The organism is Cesiribacter sp. SM1, from assembly GCF_020178975.1.
GTDB lineage: Bacteria > Bacteroidota > Bacteroidia > Cytophagales > Cyclobacteriaceae > Cesiribacter.
Genome location: NZ_JAHXBU010000094.1, coordinates 269,218 through 295,761, shown reverse-complemented (window position 1 = coordinate 295,761; position 26,544 = coordinate 269,218). Strand labels below are relative to the sequence as shown.

Annotated in this window: 22 protein-coding genes; 13 read left to right on the top strand and 9 right to left on the bottom strand. The window is 48.6% G+C overall.

The window, feature by feature from the left end:
• Positions 1-84 precede the first annotated feature (84 nt).
• From KWJ01_RS25390 to KWJ01_RS25380, 3 genes are all read left to right on the top strand, one after another.
• A complete protein-coding gene (locus KWJ01_RS25390) occupies positions 85-675 on the top strand; it encodes a HupE/UreJ family protein (RefSeq protein ID WP_224999942.1) in 591 nt (196 codons plus the stop codon).
• 50 nt (positions 676-725) lie between these two features.
• Positions 726-3,065 carry a M1 family metallopeptidase gene (locus tag KWJ01_RS25385; protein WP_224999941.1) on the top strand — a complete coding sequence of 780 codons (2,340 nt, stop codon included), beginning with the start codon at positions 726-728 and terminating at the stop codon, positions 3,063-3,065.
• A 276-nt stretch (positions 3,066-3,341) separates the two neighbouring features.
• A complete protein-coding gene (locus tag KWJ01_RS25380; protein ID WP_224999940.1) occupies positions 3,342-4,703 on the top strand; it encodes an MATE family efflux transporter in 1,362 nt (453 codons plus the stop codon).
• 152 nt (positions 4,704-4,855) lie between these two features.
• Here KWJ01_RS25380 and KWJ01_RS25375 read toward each other — a convergent pair whose 3' ends face one another.
• The 5 genes from KWJ01_RS25375 to KWJ01_RS25355 all read right to left on the bottom strand — a co-directional run bounded on the left by KWJ01_RS25375 (position 4,856) and on the right by KWJ01_RS25355 (position 8,897).
• Entirely contained in the window at positions 4,856-5,539 is a 684-nt protein-coding gene (locus KWJ01_RS25375) for a DUF4166 domain-containing protein (protein ID WP_224999939.1), read from the bottom strand.
• Positions 5,536-6,444 (bottom strand): DoxX-like family protein, encoded by a 909-nt coding sequence (locus KWJ01_RS25370; protein WP_224999938.1) that lies wholly within the window; start codon positions 6,442-6,444, stop codon positions 5,536-5,538. The genes KWJ01_RS25375 and KWJ01_RS25370 overlap by 4 nt, the downstream gene beginning before the upstream one ends.
• The gene (locus tag KWJ01_RS25365) at positions 6,441-7,409 is read right to left on the bottom strand and encodes a TIGR01777 family oxidoreductase (protein ID WP_224999937.1); all 969 of its coding nucleotides are present in this window, start codon (positions 7,407-7,409) and stop codon (positions 6,441-6,443) included. Before KWJ01_RS25365 ends, KWJ01_RS25370 begins: the two co-directional genes overlap by 4 nt.
• Positions 7,410-7,481: 72 nt before the next feature.
• Entirely contained in the window at positions 7,482-7,988 is a 507-nt protein-coding gene (locus tag KWJ01_RS25360) for a GbsR/MarR family transcriptional regulator (protein WP_224999936.1), read from the bottom strand.
• 78 nt (positions 7,989-8,066) lie between these two features.
• Positions 8,067-8,897: a hypothetical protein gene (locus KWJ01_RS25355; protein WP_224999935.1), complete on the bottom strand. Its 831-nt coding sequence runs from the start codon at positions 8,895-8,897 to the stop codon at positions 8,067-8,069.
• Positions 8,898-9,032: 135 nt separating this feature from the next.
• Here KWJ01_RS25355 and KWJ01_RS25350 point away from each other — a divergent pair, with 135 nt between their 5' ends.
• Positions 9,033-9,788 (top strand): hypothetical protein, encoded by a 756-nt coding sequence (locus KWJ01_RS25350; RefSeq protein WP_224999934.1) that lies wholly within the window; start codon positions 9,033-9,035, stop codon positions 9,786-9,788.
• A 118-nt stretch (positions 9,789-9,906) separates the two neighbouring features.
• Here KWJ01_RS25350 and arsN2 read toward each other — a convergent pair whose 3' ends face one another.
• The gene (arsN2, locus tag KWJ01_RS25345) at positions 9,907-10,374 is read right to left on the bottom strand and encodes an arsenic resistance N-acetyltransferase ArsN2 (protein WP_224999933.1); all 468 of its coding nucleotides are present in this window, start codon (positions 10,372-10,374) and stop codon (positions 9,907-9,909) included.
• Between the two features lie 277 nt (positions 10,375-10,651).
• Here arsN2 and tpiA point away from each other — a divergent pair, with 277 nt between their 5' ends.
• Entirely contained in the window at positions 10,652-11,416 is a 765-nt protein-coding gene (tpiA, locus tag KWJ01_RS25340) for a triose-phosphate isomerase (RefSeq protein WP_224999932.1), read from the top strand.
• On the opposite strand, the gene KWJ01_RS25335 is transcribed toward tpiA, so the two are convergent.
• Positions 11,413-11,628, bottom strand: coding sequence for a hypothetical protein (locus KWJ01_RS25335; protein ID WP_224999931.1), 216 nt, complete (start codon positions 11,626-11,628; stop codon positions 11,413-11,415). The two genes, tpiA and KWJ01_RS25335, sit on opposite strands and share 4 nt — an antisense overlap.
• Positions 11,629-11,754: 126 nt before the next feature.
• Here KWJ01_RS25335 and KWJ01_RS25330 point away from each other — a divergent pair, with 126 nt between their 5' ends.
• The 3 genes from KWJ01_RS25330 to KWJ01_RS25320 all read left to right on the top strand — a co-directional run bounded on the left by KWJ01_RS25330 (position 11,755) and on the right by KWJ01_RS25320 (position 14,748).
• The gene (locus KWJ01_RS25330) at positions 11,755-12,078 is read left to right on the top strand and encodes a hypothetical protein (RefSeq protein WP_224999930.1); all 324 of its coding nucleotides are present in this window, start codon (positions 11,755-11,757) and stop codon (positions 12,076-12,078) included.
• Between the two features lie 71 nt (positions 12,079-12,149).
• Complete coding sequence (locus tag KWJ01_RS25325; RefSeq protein ID WP_224999929.1) at positions 12,150-14,336, top strand: TonB-dependent receptor; 2,187 nt, start codon at positions 12,150-12,152, stop codon at positions 14,334-14,336.
• Positions 14,337-14,415: 79 nt separating this feature from the next.
• Entirely contained in the window at positions 14,416-14,748 is a 333-nt protein-coding gene (locus KWJ01_RS25320) for a DUF6150 family protein (protein WP_224999928.1), read from the top strand.
• A gap of 56 nt (positions 14,749-14,804) precedes the next feature.
• Here the strand turns inward: KWJ01_RS25320 and KWJ01_RS25315 are convergent, their stop codons facing one another.
• Positions 14,805-15,485 (bottom strand): hypothetical protein, encoded by a 681-nt coding sequence (locus KWJ01_RS25315; RefSeq protein ID WP_224999927.1) that lies wholly within the window; start codon positions 15,483-15,485, stop codon positions 14,805-14,807.
• 157 nt (positions 15,486-15,642) lie between these two features.
• Between KWJ01_RS25315 and prmA the strand changes: the two genes are divergently transcribed.
• The 5 genes from prmA to KWJ01_RS25290 all read left to right on the top strand — a co-directional run bounded on the left by prmA (position 15,643) and on the right by KWJ01_RS25290 (position 24,966).
• The gene (gene prmA / locus KWJ01_RS25310) at positions 15,643-16,476 is read left to right on the top strand and encodes a 50S ribosomal protein L11 methyltransferase (RefSeq protein WP_224999926.1); all 834 of its coding nucleotides are present in this window, start codon (positions 15,643-15,645) and stop codon (positions 16,474-16,476) included.
• A 211-nt stretch (positions 16,477-16,687) separates the two neighbouring features.
• A complete protein-coding gene (locus KWJ01_RS25305) occupies positions 16,688-21,424 on the top strand; it encodes a hypothetical protein (RefSeq protein WP_224999925.1) in 4,737 nt (1,578 codons plus the stop codon).
• Positions 21,425-21,701: 277 nt separating this feature from the next.
• Positions 21,702-23,105 (top strand): dipeptidase, encoded by a 1,404-nt coding sequence (locus KWJ01_RS25300; protein WP_224999924.1) that lies wholly within the window; start codon positions 21,702-21,704, stop codon positions 23,103-23,105.
• A gap of 237 nt (positions 23,106-23,342) precedes the next feature.
• Positions 23,343-23,567, top strand: coding sequence for a hypothetical protein (locus KWJ01_RS25295; RefSeq protein ID WP_224999923.1), 225 nt, complete (start codon positions 23,343-23,345; stop codon positions 23,565-23,567).
• Positions 23,568-23,946: 379 nt separating this feature from the next.
• Positions 23,947-24,966 carry an SPASM domain-containing protein gene (locus KWJ01_RS25290; protein WP_224999922.1) on the top strand — a complete coding sequence of 340 codons (1,020 nt, stop codon included), beginning with the start codon at positions 23,947-23,949 and terminating at the stop codon, positions 24,964-24,966.
• Positions 24,967-24,972: 6 nt separating this feature from the next.
• Here the strand turns inward: KWJ01_RS25290 and KWJ01_RS25285 are convergent, their stop codons facing one another.
• A complete protein-coding gene (locus tag KWJ01_RS25285; RefSeq protein WP_224999921.1) occupies positions 24,973-26,313 on the bottom strand; it encodes an NAD(P)/FAD-dependent oxidoreductase in 1,341 nt (446 codons plus the stop codon).
• Positions 26,314-26,544 lie beyond the last annotated feature (231 nt).

Sequence of the window (26,544 nt, the reverse complement as noted above, 5' to 3'; positions counted from 1 at the left end):
TTAACTTTAACACAGAAAATAAGTACTGAAATTCCGCGAAAGCCGTAATTTTGCAAATTCCTTTTAAAAATACGAGTTTGGTGTATGAGTACTTTTCAAATGTACTTTCAGCTGGGAGTTGGGCATATTTTAAATTTCAGGGCCTTAGATCATATTTTATTCATTCTTGCACTTAGTGCCTTGTATACGCTACGTGACTGGAGAAAAGTGCTGATTTTAGTAACTGCCTTTACCCTGGGGCATTCGGTAACATTGGCACTGTCTGCTTTTGATGTTTTCAGGGCAAATGCTGCCTGGGTAGAGTTTCTGATTCCGGTTACCATTCTTATCACAGCTGCCAGTAATGTTTTTCGCCGGCAGCCCGATTTTTCTTCTCCAGCCAGCAAAATCCATCTAAATTATTTTTATGCCTTTACTTTTGGCCTGATACACGGCCTGGGTCTGGCCAGAGAACTGGTGGCGATGGTAGGCCGAAGGGCCTCAGTGGTTGAGCCGCTACTGGCTTACAACCTTGGAATAGAGCTGGGCCAGGTGGTAATTGTGTTGTTCTTTTTACTGGTTGCCGGCCTTATTGTGGTAGTAGCCGGTGTAAGCAAGCGGGAATGGACCCTGGGGGTATCGGCTACCATTGTAGGCATGGCTTTTATGCTCATGCTCCAAAATAAAATTTGGTAATCTGTTTTTCGTTACTAAATTGGTTATTGCGAATTATTATACAAACTGATATGATAAAAAGATGGGCTGTTCTTGCCCTGGTGATGAGTGCAAGCCTCACGGCATTTGCGCAGGAGCAACAGGAAGAGAATGTGTACAAAAGAAAATTTGAGCAGCTCGACAGTGAGCTGCGCTCCCCTAATGTTTACCGCACCGCTTCTGGTGCACCTGGCCACCAGTACTGGCAGCAGCGTGCCGATTACGATATTGAAGTTACCCTGCACGACGATACCCAGCGAATTACCGGTAAGGAAACCATTACCTACTACAACAATTCGCCGGATGATCTGCACTACCTCTGGCTGCAGCTAGATCAGAACATGCGGGCCATCAGTTCTGACACGTACAGTACAGAAACCAACAGCATAGAAGATAAAATGACCATAGGCAGCCTGCGCAGCATTATTGGCTATGGTTTCGATGGTGGTTTCAAGATTCAGAAAGTAACCGAAGCCAACGGCAGCGAGCTCCCTTACACCATTAACAAAACCATGATGCGTGTAGACCTTGCCAAGCCCCTGAAGCCAGGTGAAAAAATGAGCTTTAATGTAGAATGGTGGTACAATATTAACGACCGCGGCATACTGAGCGACCGTGGTGGTTATGAGTACTTCCCTGAAGATGGCAATTACCTCTACACCATTGCCCAGTGGTTTCCACGCATGGCTGTGTATTCCGATTTTCAGGGCTGGCAGCACAAGCAGTTCCTGGGCAGAGGTGAGTTTGCACTGCCTTTTGGTAACTACAAGGTGCGCATTACGGTGCCATCAGACCATATTATAGCTGCAACAGGCGTGTTGCAAAACCCTGAAGAGGTGCTGACTAAAGAGCAGCAGCAGCTGTTTGCAAAAGCCAGAACATCTTCTAAGCCGGTAATTATTGTAAGCCAGAAAGATGCGGAGAAGAAAGAGAAAACTAAGGCAAAAGACACCAAAACATGGGTATACCATGCCGATAGTGTGCGTGACTTTGCCTTTGGCAGCAGCCGCAAATATATATGGGATGCTATGGGCGTAGAGGTTGGTGGCAAAACGGTAATGGCCATGAGCTACTACCCAAAAGAAGCCAACCCGCTGTATGAGCAGTACTCTACCGAAGCTGTGGCGCACACCCTGCGTGTTTACAGCAAGTATACTGTTCCTTATCCCTACCCGGTGGCTATTTCTGTAGAGGCCAGCAATGGTATGGAGTACCCCATGATCTGCTTTAACTATGGCAGACCTGCAAAAGATGGTACCTACAGCGAGCGTATTAAATATGGAATGATCTCCGTAATCATCCACGAAGTAGGGCATAACTTCTTCCCGATGATTGTTAACTCTGATGAGCGCCAGTGGACCTGGATGGACGAAGGCCTGAATACCTTTGTGCAGTTTCTGGCAGAGCAGGAGTGGCAGCGCGATTACCCCAGCAGCCGTGGCCCTGCACACAAAATTGTGCCTTACATGAATAGTGCCAAAGATACCCAGCGCCCCATCATGACTAACTCCGAGCAGGTGCTGCAGTTTGGCAATAATGCCTATGGCAAACCTGCTACAGCCCTTAACATTCTGCGTGAGACGGTAATGGGCCGTGAGCTGTTCGATTTTGCATTTAAAACCTACGCCCAGCGCTGGGCCTTTAAGCATCCTACCCCAGAAGATTTCTTCCGCACCATGGAAGACGCCTCAGGTGTAGACCTGGACTGGTACTGGAAAGGCTGGTTCTACACGACCGATCACGTAGATATAGCGCTGGATGATGTGAAGTACTTCCAGATGAATACGCAGGATCCCCGTGTAGAAAATGTGCTGAAGCAGGAGCTGGACCAGCGGAATGCTAACCACATTGCCCGTACCCGTAACGAAAAATCGGTACCTAAAACGGCAGTAGAGAACAACCCTGCCCTGCGCGATTTCTACAACAGCTACAACGAGTTTGCAGTAAGCAAGCAGGACATAGCATCTTACGAGCAGTACCGCAAGTCTCTAAGCAAAGAAGAGCTTGCCATACTTGATGCAAAATGGCACTTCTATGAATTGACCTTCCGCAACAATGGTGGCCTGGTAATGCCAATTGTAATTCAGTGGAATTATGCCGACGGCACCAATGAGGTACAATACATCCCTGCTGAAATCTGGCGCCAAAACGAAAACAAGGTTACCAAGGTATTTGCCAGGAGTAAGCCTGTAGAAACCATTGTACTTGATCCATGGCGCGAAACAGCCGATGTGGACGAAGACAATAACTACTGGCCAGCTCAGGACCGCCCCAGCCGCTTTGAACTGTTCAAACAGCAGCAGGCGCCACGTGGTAGCTCCGGTACAAACCCTATGCAGCGCAGTAATAGCGAGCGTAGCCGCCGCCCTTAGATAAAACAGGCTATCGGCACAGAAAATAAGCCTGGTCTGATACTTATAGAAAAGAAAAGCCATGGTTCGAAAGAACACTATGGCTTTTCTTTTTTTATGTCTGTGCCGATACATTTTTTCTTTGGTGCATCCGGAGAAAGTTGCTGATAGCTAAACCAAAGTAGCGTGCGGCAGGTATAAACATGAACATAAACCCGAATGCTGACCCAGACTCCCCTTCTGATTGTAGCGGGCAAGTAGCAACAGGTGGCCAGCGAACGAGGTATATTTTTAGATATGAGGGAAGAAAATGCAAAGGGAGGCGGGCCAACAGTACTGAACAGGTTGCTCCGCCTCTCGGGGCCAATAGTGTTGGCCAATATATTACAAACGGCTTATCAGCTTATCGATACTTTTTGGCTGGGCAGAATTGGCGCAGGGGCGGTGGCGGCGGTTTCCATTAGCTTTCCTATCCTGTTCCTGATTATTTCCCTGGGCATAGGCCTTACACTGGCGGGCTCAATTCTCGCAGCCCAGTATAAGGGCAGGAACGATCAGCGCATGATTGATTATGTAAGCGCCCAAACGCTTTTTGTGATGCTCTTTATTTCAGCCGGGCTTGCCGGTATTGGCTATAGCTTTGCCCAGCCCCTGATGGAGATCATTGGGGCAGAAGATACAATCCTGGAGGATTCTGTCAGCTACTTTAAAGTCTCTTCCCTGGGCTTTGTGTTCCTCTTTATTTACTTTGTTTTCCAGTCGCTCATGCGTGGCATTGGCAATGTGGCCATTCCTATGTATGTGGTGCTTACAACTGTATTGCTGAACCTGGTGCTGGATCCGCTGTTTATTTACGGCTGGGGTCCTGCACCTGCCATGGGCGTTGCCGGGGCGGCAATGGCCAGTGTGTTTACCCAGGGGCTTTCGGCAGTGGCAGGCATCTGGATCATGGCTTCCGGCAGGTTTGGCATTAAGCTGCACCTGAAAGATTTCAAGTTTGATTTCACCTGGGTGAGGGAGCTGATCAGGATAGGCGTGCCTGCCAGCCTTGAAATGTCGACGCGGGCCCTGGGCATGGCCATTCTGGTAACGCTGGTAACCAGCTTTGGCAGTATTATCGTAGCCTCCTATGGCATTGGTGCACGTATTTTAAGTTTTGTGATCATACCCTCGCTGGGGCTGGCTGCAGCTACTACTACGCTGGTGGGGCAATATATGGGTGCCGGCCAGGTGAAGCAGGCGGCGCATGTAGGCCGCCTGAGCCAGCGGGTAGCTTTTTTCGGGCTTACCATTATCGGTTTATTAATGTTCCTGCTGGCAGAGCCTCTCACAGCCTTCTTTGTGCCGGGCGAAGATAAAGTAATTGAAAACGGGTCTAACTTTATCAAAATTATGGCTCCCAGCTTTGGTTTACTGGGCGTGCAGCAGGTAGTAAACGGCGTATTTAATGGCTCAGGCTACACGCTTGCCTCTATGCTGGTTTCTGTTTTTTCGTTGTGGGTGGTGCGTTTCCCGGTGGCCTATGTACTTTCACACAATACGTCTCTATCGTATAACGGACTCTGGTGGGCTTTCCCGGTTTCCAACCTTATTGCTGCCGGCATTGCTTTCTTCTGGTTCAGGAAAGGTAGCTGGAAATACAAAAAGCTAAAGCTTTAGCAGCTGCCTGTATGTACCGAAGTCAGAGTCTATATCCTGCTGCCCCTGCGCACTGCAATGGGTGAGCCTTCTGCCAGCATTACGGATAGTGGTTTGGCATCTGTCCATAAGCTTAGTTATTATTGGAGGAGTAGTTGTTTTTGTGTTATGAGCTACTCGCGCTGCTCTTCCCGTACTGGTTTAACATGCCGGGGTATTGCAGCTGCATCTGTAACTGGCAGGTACTCTACATCAAAACTGCCCCGGTAGCCGAAAAGAGGACCCCAGGCTTTGTTGCTTACAGATACTGATATTTTGTGTTTCTCTTCGGCATCATCGTACCACTCACACACATCGGCATAGCCAGAAAAAAACATTGGGAAGCGAAAGCCCAGCAGTCCTTCATAAAAACGCTGCTGGCCAGATATGAGCCGTAACCCACCATTGGGGGCTACTTCGAGGTGTATGTCTACAGCAAGGTGCTGATGAGTGCCCAGGTAATCAATAATTCTCTTTCGCTGCCGGCTGTAGATCATGGTTGCATCGAACCGCCTTTTGTGCTTTGGAAATTGATAGCTGCGCACCCAGGTAACGGTTTCTCTGCCAAAGGAGTCCTGGTAGGCGTAATTTTCAATGGTGAAAGGAACATGGCGCCCCGCCTGTGGAAACATAATGTTGCGCCAGGTACCGATGTAGAGGAAAGGCAGGGTATAAAATTTCCCCAGCCAGACCTCCTCCATCACACCTCTGCCAATGGAGGCAATTTTGTTTTCGCTGCTGAAGCCAAATCGTTTTTGTATCTGCGGGTGAAGCTTATAAAAGTCCTCTCCCAGCACCTTCTGGTAAATAGAGCTCATATAGGTTTGGTTTTACAGTTAGAAGCCCGGGGCAGGTGTTTGAGGTGGAGCAGGCAAATGAGCGAAAGTGCAATAAGTGCCAGGTTGAAGGATACAGGGTTGAATGGGGCCAGAACCACTTCTGCATTACTGTAAACTGCACCCAAACCCAGTATACAGAGGGCCAGTATGTTGATGCTGTGGATAAGCCTGTTGTGAAGAATAAGCAAACAGCACCCAAACAGTATTTCCATCAGCCCTATTCCCTTGATTACTAAATGCTCAAAACCAGTAAATAGCCCCGACTGCTCAAGCATACCCAGCTCACCGCTATAGGGAAACAGCAACTTCGGTACCAGGCCCTGGTAAATCCACACCAGGCTCAGCACAGCTGAAGCAATGGTAACACCTGCCTGTGCCCGCAGGGCCTGCAGCGGATGAATTCCTTTTTCCAGCCAGTTTTTAAGGCAGTCGAAACTCCAGGCAGTGGCCCAGATCATCAGTGGCCGGAAAAGGCAGCTATCGATAGTGGCCCCGGCCAATCCCCAGCGGGTCTGGTAATTGTAGCCCGTGCGGAAGCGTATGGTGTTGCCCTCCGGCTGTGGCTGGTATTTCCAGTAACCCGAGCCGCTCCTTATCAGGGATAAGCCGCTTTCAGACCAGAACTTCAGCACAGAAGTACTTTCTCCTGCCCTTGAGGCTTTAGTGGCTACACTTTCACCGGTGCCTTTTACGGCTAAGCCAAACCCTATTTTGGTGCTGTACAAAAACTGCTGCGGGTCTTGATGCTCTTGTTTAGGCAAATAGGTTATAGATGAAAATCTTAGGTCCCATTGCTGGTGCAGGGCCGGGTTTTGTGTATGCTCCCACAGTACCTCCAATGGGCAGGCTATTTGGGTTTCGATGTAAAGGGGCTTTGGTTTCATGCTGCTGAAGGTTGCGTTGGGTAATAATTATTAGGATTTGCGGCAGGTATTTTCTTACCCAGCAGTTCCTGCAGTGCTTCTTCTGCAGTGGGGTAGCGGAATTCGAAGCCCAGCTCCTGCAGGCGGCGTGGTACCACGCAGCGGCTTTTCAGGATCAGCTCGGTTTCGGTGCGGATCAGCAGGGCTCCCAGTGCCAGTAAAGGGCGGGGCAGGGGCAGGCCAAAGGGGATGCCGATTGTTTTGCGCATTGCTTTCAGAAACAGCCGGTTGGGGAGGGGCTGTGGTGCTGTGGCATTGATGGTGCCTTCTGCGGCAGTTGTGCTGATGATGAACTCAAGGATACGCAGGTAGTCGTGCTGGTGCAGCCAGCTCATGTATTGGGTGCCGGAGCCAAAACAGCCGCCCAGGCCCAGCTGTACCAGCCGCTTCATAGGTAATAAGGCTCCGGCATTGCTACCAAGCACAATGCCCATTCTAAGGGCTACTTTGCGCACCCCCGGCACTTGTTTTTCAAAAAAGGCCTGTTCCCATTGCTGGCATACTTCAACAGAAAAACCGTTGCCAGCTTCACCTCCAACTTCATCCTGTGGCTCGTAGGCATGGCGGTAAATGGTTGCCGAAGAGGCATTAATCCAGACCTTGGGCGGATGCTGACAGGCTGCAACAGCATTGGCAAGGCAGTGTGTGCTATCGATGCGCGAGGCAATGATCTCCTGCCTGTTTGCGCTGGTGTAGCGGCAATCTACAGAGCGGCCGCTGAGGTTAAGCAGTGCGTGGGCACCCTCCAGCTCCTGCTGCCAGGGTTCTACGGTTTTCCCATCCCAATAGCGCTGGCGTATCAGTCTGCTGTGCTTTTGACTGGCGCGGCTTAATACCACCACCCTCCAGCCTTGTGCTATAAAATGGCGGGTTGCAAGCTCACCTAAAAATCCACTGCCACCGGCAATTACAATTTTACGTGTCATCGGGATTGTTTTTGGTAGAATATTATTTACAGTACTTTCAAAAATAATTGAAAGTATTTGGTTAAATTTTTTTTACTGCTTTCCGGCCAGTTTCATAATGGCTTTCATAAACCAGTTTTGCTGAGAGCTGATAAAGAGGTTCAGCATACTTTCCGACTGCCTTGCAAATCCATCAATATCAGAGATAAGCGACCTGAACTCCTGAGTCTCTTTATCATTACCTTCCACTTCCTTTACCTCCTGCAGGGCCCTAAGCATTGGCTCCAGTTCTCGCTTTTTACGCTGAACAGCAACTTGCTTGGCCATATACATGGTATCTTTAGGAGCCTTGAAGAACTCCTTGCGTTCGCCCATATGCACTTCTTTTTCCACCAGTCCCCAGTCGAGTAAATTACGAAGACTCATGTTGGCATTGCCACGGCTTATCTGAAGTGCTTCCATAACCTCTTCTGTGGTAAGGGCTTGTGGAGATACCAACAGCAGTGCATGTATCTGGGCCATGGTGCGCGGAACCCCCCAGCTGGAGCCTAAGGCGCCCCAGGCCTGGATAAACTTACTTTTTGCTTCGTCTAGCTGCATCCTGTGGGCAAGGTATAGCAAATTCCTAAACTTTCAAAAATATTTGAAAATAAAGTACGTCATAGAAGTCTTTATAAATCAATTCACCTCAAGTTCAATCAGCTCCAAGAGAATTTGGCTGCCATCAATGTTGCTGAAAAGCAGCTTTACAAAGCCATATTTTGCATGGTAATGGGCTTTTAGGCTGGTGGAGCCAAGTTTACTGCTGGCCACTCCTTGTATTACCAGGGTAGGAAGAGTACCCATGGCTGATGAAATTTTTTCTTCCTGGCTGATGGTGTAGTGGTAGTGAATCATGACAGGCCCAGCCCATTCTTTCCAGCGCTCATCGCCCCAGTAGCCGGCTACCTCCTGATGCCACTCCCAGCTGTTGCCAATTTTATAGGGTGATTGGATAGATGGAAAAGGATTCAAGGCCATAATTCTGAACATACGTGCACGCGGAGGAGTGATCCAAATATTCTTCCAGTTCTCCACCAGACTACTGCGCTCCAGAAAGCTGATTTGCCCGGCGGGAGCGTAGTATTCCCACCTGATGGGGGTGTGATTGTAGCCTTGGGTTTGAGCATCTGCCCCCTTCAGGTCAGTTTCAACAACCAGCTGCAGGCGATCATTGGTGAGAGAATCTTTTTCCTGCAGCGGCACCAGCTTCCATGCTTTTTCCCGATCTTTGTTTGCCTTAGGCACTACTTTTTGCAGGTACTTTTTGCCATCCGGACTAATGTAATGGTATCGGTAGATGAAGCGAATACTGTCTTTATATACCTGGTTATTGGCTGTATACTTATTTTCATTGGATAATGTACTGTCGAACTTCTCGACCCAAATGCCCTGTTCGTCTACAAGGGTATAATCTACAGAAGCCTGTGCAAGGCAGGTGCCGCTGTTTAAGATTACAAAAATATGCATGAGAAAGAACAGGCAGCGATGTGGTGCTTTCTGTACTATTTTAGCTGATGATAGCGTTAATGCCTTAGTAACCAAGTATAAAGAATTTCGTATTTGCATTTATTTTATGAGTTGCAGATACTGCTTTTTTTAACGATGATACTGCCAAAAATAAACCACTCATTAAGGATAAGTACTTTTATTTTTTTTGTAGGCCTGTTCATCTTCAGTAACAGCAGTGCCCAGCAAAGTATAACAGCGCCAGATACGGGCGTGGTGTCATATCCTAAAATGCTGTTGCTCATTAATGACACTATTGAGGGAAAAAAGGCAAATCACCTGCTGCAGGTGCAATGGATGGATACTGTTTTTCAGCTGGACCGAAAATATGCAGACTTTATTACCGATGTTCCCGTTCCTAAACAGGATAATCCCTACTACACCATCTACCGGGAGGAGCCCTGGGATGGGGAGGGGTTTGTGCTGCCCCATGCCAACTGCCACACCTTCGGGCTTGCTCAGTCATTTAGCTACGAGGGCATAGATCCCCTGCCCTGGTTTAATCCCACTACTTTTCTGGACCCGGCAATGCTGGAAGTAGTGCTGACCACTGCTTATGAAAAAGAGTACAGCCTGGATGCCACTTTTATGGGAGACCTTAAGCAACCCATTTCCACTGGCAGTCTGCTCATTTTCCGTGACAGCGCAGGCTATGCCTTGCACACAGCTTTTCAGGGAGAAGAAGGCCTGCTATCTAAAAATGGCCGCTTTGAGCCACGTATTTATAACCGGCTGGAATACCTGAAGAAAGTATACTACAATGCCACTACCATCGACATCTATCGCATGGATGCCGACAAGGTAAAAGGCTTTTTAGAAGAGCGCCAGCTGCAGGCCCTGATGGAGAAATAGCATTTAAGGATACCTGCTTGTATCCTCTACAGGCACTTCACTTTCCCGGATGTATTTTGATGAAAGCTTACAGGTCTCTGAGTTAAGCTGAGCGGCGGTAAATCAGGGGCATTGCCAGTCACTGTATTTGCTTTACCATAATAGCTGCAGAAGCAGGGCAGATGCCGTTAAACTGGCCTGATACCAGTACTGCTTCTGCTACATTGCTACGCTCCACTTTACGGTAGCCCAGTTTCTGGAAGAAGCCTTCTGCAGTAGTGGTAACCAGGTACAACTCTTCTATGCCCTGCTGTTGCGCCAGCTTTTCAATTTCATGGCTGATAAATTTACCCCAACCCCTGCCTTTACCACTATCGGCCACACTTACAGAGCGCAGCAGTGCCTGGGTGCCATATATTTCAAGACCGGCAGATCCGGCCAGGTTTCCATTATACATCAGGGCATAAAGTGTAACTGCTTCTGTTAAATCATTTACTGGTAGTTTGTTGGTGCTAAGCAGGGCAGCTATTTCCTGCCGCTGGCCGGGAGTGGCTTCCCGGAGCAGTAACTCGTGTTCCTGGCTGGTAAGGGTGTTGGCTAAGCTCATGATAGTTTTATGGATTATACCCTGATGACGCAGATAAGTTAAAAAAGACGCATGAGTTGATTTAATTTTTGACAGTCTTTTTCTGTGCGGGTTTCGTATGTTCAAAAGCAGGTGCACAAGCATGGTTTTCAGCCAGTGCCGGATAATCAAAAAACCGTTCAGCTCCCGATAGGCTGAGAAAACAAAGATTATATGCTGATGTTACTGAAGTGCATTGCTTTTTCCTGCTCGTTTCACAAAAAACTTTAACTTTGGCACCCAAACGACTTTTTTTAGCATGAGAACAAAACTAGTAGCCGGTAACTGGAAAATGAACACCACACCCGAAGAAGGTCAGAAGCTGGCCTCTGAAGTGGTGAATATGGTGAAAGACGAACTGAACCGCGAGGTACAGGTTGTATTAGCCCCGCCCTTTACTCACCTGCACCAGGTGAGCCGCCTTATTGGCGATGCAAAACACATAACTTTAGCCGCCCAGAATGTAAGCGAGCACGAAAAAGGCGCTTACACCGGCGAGATATCGGTAGGAATGCTGAAAGCCGTTGGGGTAAAATGGGTAATCCTGGGCCACAGCGAGCGCCGCGAGTACTTTAAGGAAAGCAACCAGCAGCTGGCCAAAAAGCTGGATGCTGTACTGGCTGGCGGACTTCAGCCTATTTTCTGCTGCGGCGAGCCACTGGAGGTCCGCGAAAAAGAGGATCAAAATGGGTATGTGCAGCGCCAGCTGGAGGAAAGCCTCTTTCACCTGAGCGAAGAGCAAATGCGCAAAGTGGTAATTGCTTATGAACCTATCTGGGCCATTGGTACCGGCAAAACTGCCTCCGACGAACAGGCGCAGGAGATGCATGCCCATATACGCCAGCAGCTGGCAGGCAAGTGGGGTCAGAACCTGGCAAACGAGATCCGCATTCTGTACGGTGGCAGCGTTAAGCCCGATAATGCTAAAAATCTTTTTGCCAAGCCCGATGTAGATGGTGGCCTGGTAGGTGGCGCCTCGCTTAAGAGCCGCGACTTTATGGACATCATCAAAGGAGCTATTTAAACCGCATCTGGTGTATAGATGTAGGCAGTAATCCCTTCGTTACCATTATACTGCGCCCTGATGTGTTCAGCCTCCTGCAGGCTGTGGGTGTGGGCAATCAGGAACAGGGCATCATCGCTGCCGGGTATTTCGTAACGATCTACCCCCACTACATTGTAACCAGTTTTTGGAACATACTTTTGCTTTTGCTCCAGTATCTTTTGTATAGACATATTACAAGCTGAATGTTATGAAAAGAGCCTCTCTAAGGCTCTTTTCATTTTTAAGCTATAGATAAGTGATGTTATTTGAAAGAGGGCAGCCCATGCATTTATGCTGAAATTCGTACTTTTGCAGGAATGAGGCTGTTATCGCTCCTTTTATTGCTACAGGTAATGCTTTTAAGCTCGGCACCGGCGCTCGCCAGTTTGCCGGCTCTTTCCTGCTGTACAGAAAATTGCGAAGAGCAGCAGGATGCTCATTCTGATAAAGAGGAGCATGATGGTGAAGAAGGAGAGCAGTGTAATCCATTTGCCTGTGCTGGCTGCTGTTTACTTATTGAGGCAGCGCAGCAACTAACTCCGGAAGCAAATCCTGTTACACCCCATCATCAGCAGCTTTGTGTGCTGATCCAAAACCCATCTGTAGCCCCACAGTACGGCATCTGGCACCCGCCCCAGTAGTAATACCCTTTTCCCCGGGCTTTTTCAGCCCTTTTTCCGCTGTTCTATTCTGTTTTATTCAAAGTAATTAAATGAAAAGGTTATTCCTGTTTCTATACCTATGCCTTATGTGCAGCTCCCTGAGCTTTGCACAACACACCCTTCGCGCCCGGATTGTAGATCATGACTCCGGCGAAGCCCTGCCCGGCGCTACCGCACAGCTTAAGGGCACTACCATAGGCGCAACTGCCAATGCCAGTGGGCTGGTGGTGGTAGAAAATATTCCGGCGGGCCAGCAAACTGTTATTTTTTCCTTTGTGGGTTATGAGTCGCAGCAACTAGATCTGCAGTTTCCGCGCTCCGGCGAGGAGCCTCTGCTGGTGGAGCTGGAGCCCGAAGAAGAACTGGAGGCCGTGGTGGTAAGTGCCACCCGCAGCAGCCGCACCATTGAAGATATACCCACCCGGGTAGAAGCAATTTCCGGCGAGGAGCTGGGCGAAAAGGCAGTAATGAACTCCACCAACATTGCCATGCTGCTGCGCGAAAGTACCGGTATCCAAATGCAGCAAACCTCTGCCAACTCTGCCAACCAGAGCATTCGCATACAGGGGCTCGATGGGCGCTACACTCAGCTGCTGCGCGATGGTTTTCCGCTATACAGTGGTTTTGCCAGTGGCTTGAGCATTATGCAGGTGCCGCCGCTGGATCTGCAGCAGGTAGAGGTAATCAAGGGCAGTGCTTCCACTCTCTATGGCGGGGGTGCCATTGCCGGCCTGGTAAACCTGGTAACCAAAAAGCCAGGGGAGGAGCCCGAGCTAAGCCTTATGCTAAACCAGACAAGCGCCCTGGGTACCACCCTCAATGCTTTTTACAGTGGCAGAAATGAAAAATGGGGCTCTACCGTTTATGCCTCCGGCAACCTGCAGGAGCCATACGATCCAAACGACGATGGCTTCTCAGACATACCTCAGGTACGCAGCCTAACCCTTAACCCGCGCCTGTTCCGTTACTTTGGCGATGATGCTACCCTTTGGGTGGGTGTGAATGCCGCACTGGAAGAGCGTGTGGGCGGAGACATTGCCGCTATTGAGTCGGGTCCGAGCGCTACCAACCCTTTTACAGAGGAGAATAGCTCTAAACGTGTTTCCTCCCAGCTTGCTTTTGAAAAGCAGTATGCAAACAATGCGGCCCTGGTATTAAAGAACAGCATCAGCTATTTCGACCGTGAGATTCGGGTTCCCGACTACCGCTTTGCAGGTGAGCAGTGGGCCAGCTTTACCGAGGCCAGCTATAGCTTTGGCGAGGAAGACAGCCGCTGGATTGGGGGGCTTAACCTCTTTACCGATCAGTTTACGGAGCAACAATCCGCCATACAGGCACGCGACTACAGCAATACCACCCTGGGCGCTTTTGCCCAGCACAGCTGGCAGCTAAGTGAGCAGCTGGCACTGGAGACTGGCCTTCGCACAGACCATAATACCGACTATGGTACCTTTGTGCTGCCAAGGCTTTCATTCATGTACAAGCCTGTGCGTAAGTTTACAGCCCGCCTGGGCGGAGGTTTAGGTTATAAACTGCCAACGGTGTTTACAGAAGAGGCAGAGGCAATGGTGTTCCGTAACGTATTGCCCATTACCGCTGCCGATGCAAAGGCAGAGCGCAGCTACGGTGGCAATTTTGATGTTAACTACACAACAGGTATTGGCGATAACATCACCTTCTCGCTTAACCAGCTCTTTTTTTACACCCGCCTGCAGGATGCACTGGTGCTAAGTGAAATCTATGGTCAATATAGTTTCAGCAATGCCAATGGCCCGGTGCGCAGCATGGGCTCAGAAACCAATGCCCGCTTTACCATGGGCGATTTTAAGCTCTTTTTGCAGTATGCCTTTACCGATGTAGAGCTGCAGTACTACAACATAAACCGGCAGAAGCCCCTTACCCCCCGCCACACTGCAGGGGCAGTGCTTATGTTTGAGCAGCATGGCAAGTGGCGCATTGGCTACGAAGCGTACTATACTGGCAGGCAATACTTAAGTGACTATACCCAAACCCGGGATTACTGGATTATGGGCATCATGGCCATGCGGGAGATGAGAAAGTTCAGCCTGTTCCTGAATTTTGAGAATTTTGTAGATGCCCGTCAGTCGCGCTACAGCGATATAGTATACCCGCCCTTTACCAACCCAAGCTTTGCGCAAATTTGGGCGCCAACAGATGGCTTTGTGGTAAACGGAGGTTTTATCTGGAAGATCTTTGGCGGAGAAGAGCACCATTGATGGCAGGTTTATGTTCTTAGAAAGAAATAAATTAGGGCTGTTGCAATGTTCAGCACCCTATTTAAGTTAAGATAGCAGCATGAAATTACTACTGATAGGATTACTTTGCTTGCTGGGCGGGGCTCCGGCTGAGCGGGCGGCCCCTGATGTGTGCAAGCTTCGGGGCTCGGTTTATGTAACTGAGAGGCCCGAGGAGGCGCATTTCCGGGTGTATGTAGAGGAGTACGAAACCTCTGCCGACCTGGTGGTTTATTCAGAAGAGAACAAACTCTATGCCGACCAGCCCGGGCACTGGTACTTTACGGATAAACCAGCATTTGCCGATTTTAGGATCTACCTGGCAGATAGCAGAGCCTTTGCCGATTTTACCATTGCCTATACCGACGTAGCTTCTTTTGCAGGCTGCCGCTAAAAATAAAAAACACCGCTTTTGAAAGGCGGTGTTTTTACTTTATGGCCAAGCTGGCATCAATATCCTTCTATGTAGTACTCATCCTGAACAATTTTATCACCTTTCACCCTAATCTCTGCTTCGATAGGCTTAAAGGTTGCTTTTTGCACACCCAGTAGGCCATATACTGTTTCGCCAGGTTTTATTGATTTATCCTGCAGCGTGTGTGCTTTTAGCTCTCTTAAAAACTTTTTGTTGTTTGAGTGCGCTTTGAACATATTGCCAAAGCTAAGAATGGGGCCTACAATTAGCCCTACCGGATAAAACCGCTGCTTGAACCCGCTGTGGGTTTGTTCAACCGTAGTGACGTTGAGGTGGATGATTGGCAGGTACAACAGGTAGAGCGGGGTCTTGTGTTTCAATGTGCGGAAGGTTCTCATATAGCTTACCGGGGCAACCATCTGGCCCTCTGAACGCAAAAAGATGTCTTTGCCAAAAATAAGTGTGCGGTCGGTATTATTGGTTATTTTTACCGCTACCAGGTTCAGGTTCTTTTTTTTCTCCTTGCGGGCAAATTTTTTGTTCCCTAATTCTGTCAGTATATTATAGTGATAACCAACCTGCACCGCAGCATCGGTACTTGTTGGGTGCTGCCGGTAGGGTAGGCTTTCCGGATTGATAGTGCGGTATGAGCCAGCGCAGCCGCTGAGTAATACAGCAATACACAGAACACAAAAGAGTGCTTTTAGCTGGTACATAGTAGAGAGAGCTGGGTAATTAATACAAATATGAATATTGTTCCTGTGCTCTCCTAAAAGATGTAAGGGAAAAAATAAGAATTACTGTTTAAAGCCAAATGGCTGATCTACAGCCACAAGAAGCAGATATTAAGTTAGGGATTTAACATACAACAAAATGGATTATATCGAATTGCTGGTTCGTTGCGATGGAACCTACTGTGACATTATTCAGGCCGAGCTAGCCGAATTAGGATTCGAAGCTTTTGCAGAAGAGGAGCGTGGTTTTGCTGCTTATGCCCCTGTAAAATCCTACAATAGAGATGCTACAGATTCTATCCTGAAGCAGTACATGATGGATGCTGCCCTGGAGTGGGAGGTAAAAACCCTGGATAAAAAGAACTGGAACGAAGAGTGGGAGAAAAATTACGACCTGATTGAGATTGGAGATGAGTGTGTAGTACGGGCCTCCTTCCACCCGCCACGGCCCGATGTGCCTTACGAGATCATCATTACCCCAAAAATGTCGTTTGGTACCGGCCATCACCAGACCACCCGCCTGATGTTACAGCAGCAGCTCCACCTCAACCACCAGGGCATGCGTGTGCTGGACGTTGGCTGCGGAACGGCTATTCTGGCTATCATGGCGTTTAAACGCGGAGCTGCAGAGGTGTGGGCCTGCGATATAGACGAATGGTGTGTGGAGAACGGACAGGAAAACTGCCTGCTCAACAAATGTCCCGAAATTCAGGTGCGGCTGGGTACACTGGCCGAAAGTGGCATTGGCGGACGCTACGATATTGTACTGGCCAACATCAATAAAAACGTGCTGCTGGAAGAAATGGACCTGTATGTGGAATTTTTACAGCCGGATGGTCATTTACTGTTAAGCGGCTTTTACGAAGAGGATATTCCAGACCTGCTGGATCTGGCTCATGGGCTTGGCTTAGAGGAGGTTGCGCGTTTTGCTGATGGAAAGTGGGCCAGCCTGCAACTTTTAAAGCAGCCCTGAAAGGCTGTTAGAGCAGCCATAATAAAAGAAAAATGGCCGATTGCCCCATGCATGTAATTTACCATATACAATTACGTGGCATGGCATCGTTTTATCCTGTAGGTTGTGCTGGTTTATAGAGTCTCCTGATAAAGAGGCACTTCTTGTGATGTTAAGGTGTGTATTTAAGATGTTAAAGATGAAACTACAGTTACTGTGCACTGTGTGTGTTATGGCGCTGCTATTGACCGGACAGCAGCTGGTGGCACAAACCCTTCCTAAAGATCCTTCGGGATATGGGCAGGGCGTAGCAACTATGCTAAGCGGAACGGCCAATCCACAAGCCCGCAGCTGGGGGGTTAAGTTCGATTCTGCCTGGGCTGCCGGAGGGTTCTCTGGCGAGCAGCAAAACCGTATTATGGCCCTGGCCAGCCAGATGGAGCAAAAGCGCTACAAGCCAGCGCCCCACTTTACTGCTTATTTTGGTATGCTGGCAGGTGCTGCCGGCAAAGGCAATTCCGTAAATGAGCTGCTGGAGATCAGCGAACGCCTGTTTAAGGAAGGCGATAGTAAAAATCTTACCCGTTTTATGGAGGGAGCGGCCCAGTTTCTGCAAAACAGGGCACTCTATTTTACCAACTACTCACGCCTTTATGCGGTTGGCGGCAGTTTTAACTTTCGCTATCCGGAGCCTGTGGTGGTAAAGGAACAGCCAAAAGAAGAACCTGAAGAGGAAACCAGCGCTTTTAGCGACTGGGATGTGCCAGCCGATAAGGCCGATGATAACTGGAGCACCGGCTGGGAATCCTGGGATACACCTGCGGAAGAAACTAAATCAAAAGACACTAAAAAAGCCAAAGCTGCCCCGGCACCCGTACCTGTTTATGTTCAGCAGGAGCTGCCCCAGGTAGAGGGACCTGTGATTAGCCTGCAGGGAGTTTCGCTGGTATTTGTAAGTAACCAGGATTCTGTAGTGCTTAAAAACACCAAAGGCGATCTGATGGTGCTCAGAGAGGTATTTGTGGGCGACGGCGGTGTATTTGACTGGACAAATGCCGGCCTGCCGGCAGAATCTGTTTATGCTACCTTCGGGCCGTATTCATTTAAAAGCAGCAAGCCCGAGCTGGATGCCGATGGTGTAAAACTTACCTATTCTGGAAAACTGGATACACCTGTAGAAGGTGTGTTCGAGTACAAGGGAACACGTTATGCAAGCCCCGATCAGGCCCAGTACCCGCGATTTAAGTCTTACGATAGCAATATTAAAGTAAATGGCATCAGCGATGAGCTTGTTTACCGTGGTGGTTTTGCCCTCTCCGGCAATAAAATATACAGCTCTTCGGTAAATGGAGGCATGGCTTCCATAGAGCTGAAGGAGGCCGGAAAGCAGCGTTTCAACATTCGCGCCCTGCAGTTTAACCTGCAGGATACTGTTATAAGTGCTGATCGCTCGGCGGTAGTGTTGTATCACCAGAAGGATTCTGTTTACCATCCGGCGGTACAGTCGCGCTTTAACACTGCTACCGGTGTGCTTACGCTTATTAAAGATGGCGGTGCCTTCAAGTATACGCCATTTGTGTCTTCGTTTTTCCAGATGGACATCACTGCCGACCTTATGCAGTGGAATACCAATGTTGACAGCATCAATATTTCCATATTAAGCGGAAAAGGGCAGGTTCCTGCCTATTTTACTTCGCAGGAGTTCTTCCATCCGCAGCGCTTCGATGATCTGAAGGGTATTTATAACTTCCATCCCCTGCAAATGGTGGTGGGTTATGCCCGCAAGCTGCAGTCGTCGGAGTTTTATGCCGATGATATGGCCAAAGACCTGAGGCAGGAGCCTGGTACCGTTCGCAGTGCCATGAAAGTGCTGATGCAGAACGGATATATAGATTATGATGTAGCCACAGGCTGGGTGAAAATTAACCGCAAGGGCTTCCATTATGTACTAAGCAAAACGCGTAAAAAAGACTTCGACAACCTCTTAATTCCTTCGCTGGAGCCTAAGCTGCCAAACGCAACCCTCTACCTGGATAAGCAGGAGCTGAAAGTGCGCGGTATTGAGCAGTTCTACATCAGCAGGGCTAAGAATGTAGTTATTGAACCTACAAACCGCGAAATAACGCTGCTGCAGAACCGCGATTTCAGCTTCGATGGTAAGGTACAGGCGGGTAGCTTTATTTTTATGGGTGAGCAAATGCGTTTTGATTACGATAGCTTCCTGATCAACCTGCCAAAGATTCAGTCTATCCAGTTCGATGTAGATAACTTCCAGGACACCAAAGATCTTAAAAAGAAGCGCCTCGACAACCAGCTGGCACAAACATCTGGTAAGCTCTACATAGACCTGGCCAACAACAAGTCCAGTATGAGGGATTTTCCCGAGTACCCTGTTTTTGATGCCATGACAGGTTCTACTGTATTCTTCGACAGGAAAGAAGTTGCAGGCGGTGCCTACAGTAAAAACATCAGCTTTGCCATTCCTCCGTTTGGCATAGACAGTTTGAGTAGTAGCGACCCGGCAGCCATTTCGTTCAAAGGTACTTTCTCCAGCGGAGGCATCGTACCAGATTTTGAAGAAACCCTGGTTGTACTGCCCGATAACTCTCTTGGCTTTCAGCACATTGTTCCCCGAAATGGCTATTCGCTCTATGGCGGTTCGGCTACTTTGTACGATACGCTGGTGCTCGACCAGAAAGGTCTGCGCGGTAAGGGCAACATCAAGTACCTTACCAGTACCCTCTACTCCAGAGACTTCTACTTCTTTGAAGACTCAGTGAAGGCCGATGGCTATAAAATGGAAATGAAGCAGGGTGCAGTTGGTAATGCAAACTATCCAAAAGCAGACGTGGCAGATTATAGCATGAAGTGGCTGCCCAAGAGCGATAGCCTCAACATCTACAACAAGAAAAAGCCTTTTGAACTTTTTGATGGTGTTGCTCAGCTCGATGGCCAGATGCTGCTGCGTAAGCAGGGCCTCTATGGTGGTGGTAAGCTCTTAACCAAGGGTGCCGAGGTTGAGTCTAAAGCTTATACCTTTAACCAGCGCGATTTCCAGGCTCAGAATGCAGACTTTAAGATTAACTCATCCAATGCGCAGAAGCCAATTCTGGCAGCTAAGGATGTGCGCATTGCCTTTAACCTCGACAAAGGTAACGCTACCGTTAGCCCTGAGGTAGAAGGTGTGGCGGCACTTGATTTTCCTTTTGCCCAGTACCGAACCTCTATTCCAAAAGCTACCTGGAATTTCGAGGAGAAAAAGGTTGTCATGAGCAAGCCTAAAGATGTAGACATCAGCACTTCCTATTTCTACACTACCCGCAAAGAGCTTGATTCACTTGCTTTCAATGCCGAAAATGCAGTGTATGATATCGATGCCCTTAAGCTTACGGTAAGTGGTATTCCCTTTATTCGTGTGGCAGATGCCAAGATCACACCTGAAAACAACCAGGTAGAAATTTTGGAAAATGCCCGTTTACAGGAGCTGGCAAATGCCACCATTGTAATGGATACGCTCAACGAGTATCACCACCTGGTTAATGGTGCTATTAAGGTAGAGAGCAGAAATAAATTTATGGGTAAGGCTACCTACCGCCTGGTAACCTCTACTGCCGATACTTTTAATATTCAGTTCAACAGTTTTCAGCTGGTTGAGGCAAACGAAGGCCGCCGTAAAAAAGAGCTGCACACCCTATCGAGCGGCCAGGTGAAGGAGGAGGAAAAAATGGGTATTTCTCCCGGTATGATCTACCGCGGTAAGGTAACCATGTTTGCTCACAAGCCTGCACTGGAGCTGGATGGTTCTGTTAAGCTCGACCTGAAGAGCATTCCTAACTACAACACCTGGATCAAGTACAAGAGTACCGGTGAGCAGAAGGAGATTGCCTTTGACTTCAACAAAAGTGTAACCGAAGATGATGCACCACTGATTGCCGGTATTCATTACGACAGCCGCACCAACGATCTGTATCCAAGCTTTGTAACTAAGAAAAGGGCTCCTGAAGACCAGGACCTCTTTGTGCCGGCAGGTATACTTTCTTACGATGCGCTGAATAATGAGTACCGCATTGAAGAAATGAGCAAGAAAGCGGGTAAGTCGTATGTAGGCCGCATTTTTGCCTATAACGAAGGTACCGGTGAGGTACGCTTTGAAGGTCCGCTTACCTTTATGCCAAACGATAAAAACAGCCTGCAGGTAAAAGCAGCCGGCTTGGGTAAGGGTAGCTTCCAGAGCAGTGAGTTTGATATGAACTCCCTGATGGTATTGGACTACCGGCTGCCGGTGCAGGCCGAAGATGCCATGGCCACAACGGTTACTGAGGTTGTAAAAAGAGTAGGCCTGCCACAGGCGCATACCGAGCGTAGCCGCTTTGTATATAAACTGGCAGAAATAGTAGGCGAGGCCCCGGTGAAAGCCTGGGAGGATAAATCGCTGCAAACCTATACTCCGGTGGTGAGCATCAGCTCTGATCTGGCCAAAAGCCTTATGATCACAGACATGAACCTGAAGTGGAATGAGCAGAAAAAAGCCTGGTACAGCATGGGCAAAATTGGTCTCTCCAACATAGGCGCACATGACATCAATGCCGTGGTAGATGGTTTTGTGGAGATCCGCAAATCAGCAGAGCTTGGCAATGTGATCAATGTGTTCCTGCAGATTGCCCCTGGTGTGTGGTACTACTTCAACTACGAGAGCAATCGCCTGGCGGTGTTCTCTTCCGGCGAAGATTTCAATACAGCCATCCGCACCAAGGCAAAAAGAGCCAAGGCCGGAGAATATGGTGTGGTAGAATCTGATGTAGCCGAAACGAAGCGGTATGTAAGCCGCTTCCGCAAAGACTACCTGGGGCTGGATACTCCTTATGATTTCAGTGCACCAGCACCGGTACCTGCTGCAGAGAACGATCCTTTCAGCACAGGCACACAACCAGTACAGCCTGCCACTGCAGATGATAAAGACGGCTTCTAAACCTGAAGCCTCACTTAAAATGAAATAGTTACTGATAAGCCGGTTCCTTCACAGGGGCCGGCTTTTTTGGTAAAAGAGCCCCTGGGGCCTCGATCAGTAATAACTACACATATGTCCTCTCCGAAAGAAGCAGTGTATTATTCCATCCTGCGAATTCCTTCCCATCGGAAAACAATTTTATGTTGCAGCGCTTAAGCAATTAACCGCAGGTACCCCTTTTATGAAAAAGTGTATATTTGTGGCATTACATTTTTAGCCTAATCTATTCCTGACCTATATGGAAAATAACACCCAGCCATTGTACCGTAATTATATCGAAGAAAACAAAGACCGCTTTCTGGGCGAGCTTTTTGATCTGCTGCGCATTCCTTCGGTAAGTGCCGATTCTAAATTTCAGGGCGATGTACGCCGGGCTGCAGAATATCTTTGCAATCGTTTGAGCGAGGCTGGTGCCGATAGGGTTGAGCTTTTCGAAACTACCGGACATCCTATTGTATTTGCAGAAAAAAAGGTTGACCCTGCTTTGCCAACAGTGCTGGTGTATGGGCACTACGATGTACAGCCTGCCGACCCCTATGAGCTGTGGGACAGCCCGCCTTTTGAACCGGTTGTTAAGAAAACGCCCGAGCACCCGCAGGGAGCTATTTTTGCCCGCGGAGCCTGCGATGATAAAGGGCAGGTGTATATGCACGTAAAGGCATTTGAGGCCATGATGCGCACCCAAAGCCTTAGCTGCAATGTTAAGTTCATGATAGAAGGCGAGGAGGAAGTAGGTTCTTCTAACCTTGAGAAGTTTGTGCGTGCCAATAAAGATTTGCTTAGGGCCGATGTGATCCTGATTTCAGATACAGGCATTATCTCTAACCAGACGCCTTCCATAACGGTTGGCCTTCGTGGCATGAGCTATCTGGAGGTAGAGGTTGTAGGGCCAAACCGCGACTTGCATTCTGGCCGTTATGGTGGTGCAGTGGCAAACCCCATTAATGTACTCTGCAGCATGATTGCTTCTCTGCACGACGAAAAAAGACATATTACCATACCCGGCTTCTACGATAAAGTAGCCACCCTAAGCCTGGAGGAACGTGAGGCGCTGCACGATGCACCTTACGATGAAAAAGAGTTTACCCAGGACCTGGGCATTGCCGAGGTATATGGCGAAGAAGGTTACAGTACCATTGAGCGCGTGGGCATACGCCCAACCCTGGATGTAAATGGTATCTGGGGCGGATACATAGGCGAAGGCGCCAAAACGGTACTGCCTTCCAAGGCTTATGCTAAAATTTCTATGCGCCTGGTGCCCAACCAGGAATCAGAAGAAATTACACAGCTATTTACAAAGCATTTTAAGTCTATTGCACCTGCAGGTGTAAAAGTAACAGTAAAGCCGCACCACGGTGGCGAAGCAGCTGTAGTACCCACAGATTCTACAGAATACAGGGCGGCAAGTGCTGCTTTTGAAGAGTGCTGGGGCAAAACGCCTGTGCCTACCCGCGATGGTGGCAGTATTCCCATTGTTTCCCTCTTCCAGAAAGAGCTGGGCCTCGATTCTGTGCTCCTGGGTTTTGGTCTTGATTCTGATAACATACACTCACCGAATGAGAAATATGGAGTCTTTAACTACTTCAAGGGCATCGAAACCATTGTGGCTTTCTATCAGCACTACACCCGCATGAAGCAATAGTGGATAATTGCTGCGGGATATCTTCCCCAGCTGTAGAGAATTACTACACATATAAAAAGCCCCATTGCAGCCTGCTCTGGGGCTTTTGTTGTTTATCTGAAAAATATTATTTGTTACTTACAACTGGCAGCGTTTTTGTTGTGTCTATAGGGTAACGGTAATGATAACAATAGCTTAAAGGGAAATAGAGCTACAGCCATAATCATTTGCCGTACTTTAGTAAAACAGGGAATAGATATGCCAAAGTTAGCACCACACCGTTTAGGTACTACAGAGTACATACGCTTGTCAAAGCTGCCGACGCCCCAGGCCAGTTCGCTGCGTGACTGGCTGCCCGAAACATACCTGACAAAGCTGGAAGAGGGAGGCTCAGTGGCGGAAGATTGTATAGCGTACGAAGATTATGAATTCTGGTACGAATATTCTCGTCCGGATGAGGAGCAGCTCGATGAGCAGCTGTAACTGCTAAGCACCTTATATTCTTTCTTGTAGCCCTCTTATTTTCTGGCCGTCAGGCTTCAGCCAAAGCCAAAACTGCCACTAAAAATCCGCCTGCTTTAACCTGCCTGTTTTGTTGTTTAACCATTAGTGTTTCTGGTTCTGCCAGGAATTCCTCTGCAGACTTCACGCCACTTACTACTTACTCTTGATTTTTTTACCATTTGTTCTGCTACTGACAGCGCTGGTATAGCAGTATTAACTCAGCATTTTCTCTTCTTTTATAATTTCAGATAGTTATTCTGGTTGGTTCAATGCACCCCTTTATTCACGGCAATGTATTATTTCCTTCTGCTGCTTTTGGGATTGCTGCACAGGCTGTGTAGTTTTGAAGTAGAGAGATATGAGTGCATTACTGGACGGCTATAATTTTTCCCGAACCCTGACGCCACGCAAGTTGCGCAACGCTGCTCAGGTGCTGGGTAGCTACTACTATAGTAGAACCAGTGGTAGGGCCGGCATATCGGGCATGCCGCTAAGTATTTCGTTTGAGCCCACCACACACTGTAATCTGCGTTGCCCCGAGTGCCCCAGCGGCCTGCGCTCTTTTAGCCGGCCCACCGGCATGCTGCAGCACGAGGTATACCAAAAAGTTATTGATGAGCTGCAGGATACCCTGCTCTACCTCCTGCTTTATTTTCAGGGCGAGCCTTACCTGCATCCTCAGTTCCTGGACCTGGTGCAATACGCGCATCAGCGGGGTATTTACACAGCTACCTCTACCAACGCCCACTATCTTAGCGATGAGCGCGCACGACAGACGGTAGAGAGCGGCCTGAGCCGCCTTATTATATCGCTGGATGGCACTACCCAGGAGGTGTACGAACAATACCGGGTGGGCGGAAAGCTGGAAAAAGTACTGGAGGGAACAAAGCGTCTGCTGCAGTGGCGAAAACAGTTAAAGAGCCGAACACCCTATGTGGTGTTCCAGTTTCTGGTGGTACGTCCCAATGAGCATCAGCTGGAGGATGCAAAAAAGCTGGCAAAGCAATTAGGCGTAGATGATGTCTGGTTTAAAACAGCACAGATTTACGACTATGAAGAAGGATCGCCCCTGATCCCCACTATTGGCCGCTACAGCCGCTATCAGCAGGGTATCGATGGTCGCTGGCATATTAAAAACAAGCTGCTGGACCACTGCTGGAAAATGTGGCACAGCTGCGTGGTAACCTGGGATGGTAAGGTAGTGCCCTGTTGTTTTGATAAAGATGCCCACCACCGCCTGGGCGATGCGCAGCAAAAAAGCTTCCGCGAGATATGGAACAGCGGCGAGTATGAGCAGTTTCGCTCCCTTATCCTGAAAGGCAGGGATCAGATAGAAATGTGCCGGAACTGCACAGAAGGCACAAAAGTCTGGGGGTAAGCATTGCTACTTGACCCCCGAGATTTCTGCCTCATGTTGCTTTAATTTTTCTTCCCTGTTAAACGGACGTATGATCAGGCGTATGCCGCGATCGTAGGTAAAGTAATTCCAGATCCAGTTGTTGAGTACCACCAGCTTATTGCGGAAGCCAATCAGGTAAAGCAGGTGAATAAACATCCAGGCCATCCAGGCCATAAAACCACCAAAGCTCCAGCCGTTGGGCATATCTACCACCGCCCTGTTACGACCCACAGTAGCCATATAGCCTTTGTTGGTATATTTGAATGGCTTCATTTCTTTCCCCTCCATGGCGCGGTTCAGGTTCTTGGCCAGCCGCTCACCCTGCTGTATCGCCACAGGCGCCAGCATGGGTAGTCCTTTCGGGTACTTTTCCGTTGTAAGCTGGGCAATATCGCCAACGGCAAAAATACTGTCAGATCCCCTCACCCTGTTAAAATCATCTACCAGAATCCTGTCGCGCTCAATTACCTCATCGGGCAGGCCGGGAATAATGTTTCCTTTTACGCCAGCTGCCCATACGAGGGTTTGGGTTGGAATAATTTCTCCATTGTTGAGGCGCACTTCTTTACCATCGTAAGATTCTACTATGGTGTTGAGCATGAGGTTTACCTCAAAATCTTTGAGGTACTTGGTAGCTTTTCTGCCGGCCTTATCGCTCATGCCATTGAGCAGGCGTGGCAAGCCCTCCACCAGGTAAATCTGCATTTGCCTGAAGTTAAGCTCGGGGTAGTCTTTAGGTAATACATGGCTGCGCAGCTCGCCCAAAGCCCCGGCTACTTCCACACCGGTAGGTCCGCCGCCTACAATTACAATATTAAGCAGGCTTCTTAGCTCGTAACTATCAACAGTGTTAACGGCCTTCTCAAAGTTTTGCAGAATGTGGGAGCGCATGTTCAGCGCCTGCGGAATCTGCTTCAGGGGCAGGGCTTCCTTGAAAGCTTCGTCTTTGCCAAAGTAATTGGTGCGCGATCCACAGGCAATGATCAGGTAATCATACTTAAGCTCCCCAACCGGCGTGGTAACAGTTCTGCGCTCGGGGTTGATTCTGGTAACCTTGGCCATGCGGAAAAACACCTCTTCGTTATTTTCGATGAAGTGCCGCAGCGGGCCGGCAATAGAACCTGGCTCCAGGCCGGCAGTAGCTACCTGGTACAGCAAGGGCTGAAAGGTATGGTAATTATGCCGGTCGAGCACCACAACCTGGTAGTAGCGGGTGTCAATTGCCTTCATAATGTTAAGGCCTGCAAAGCCTCCGCCTATGATAACCACCCTTGGCTTATCGGTACGTGGTATCTGAATGTTTATCTCCTGAAAGTCCTGCGTCATATCCCCTTAAAAGTAAGCTTTGCCCCGGAGGCAAATGTTTAAAAATCTAATATAACTGACGAATTACAGCGCCCATTGTTCCGATAAAAAGGCATCTGATGCTGAATGTTTCACGATTCTGTAGCCATAGGCCTGTAATGTTCCGTACAGCATCTTAAAAACAGCTGAAAATACAAAACAATGCCTTAGTATTTGACATGATAACATAAAACAGTGTAGTTTTCTCTCAAA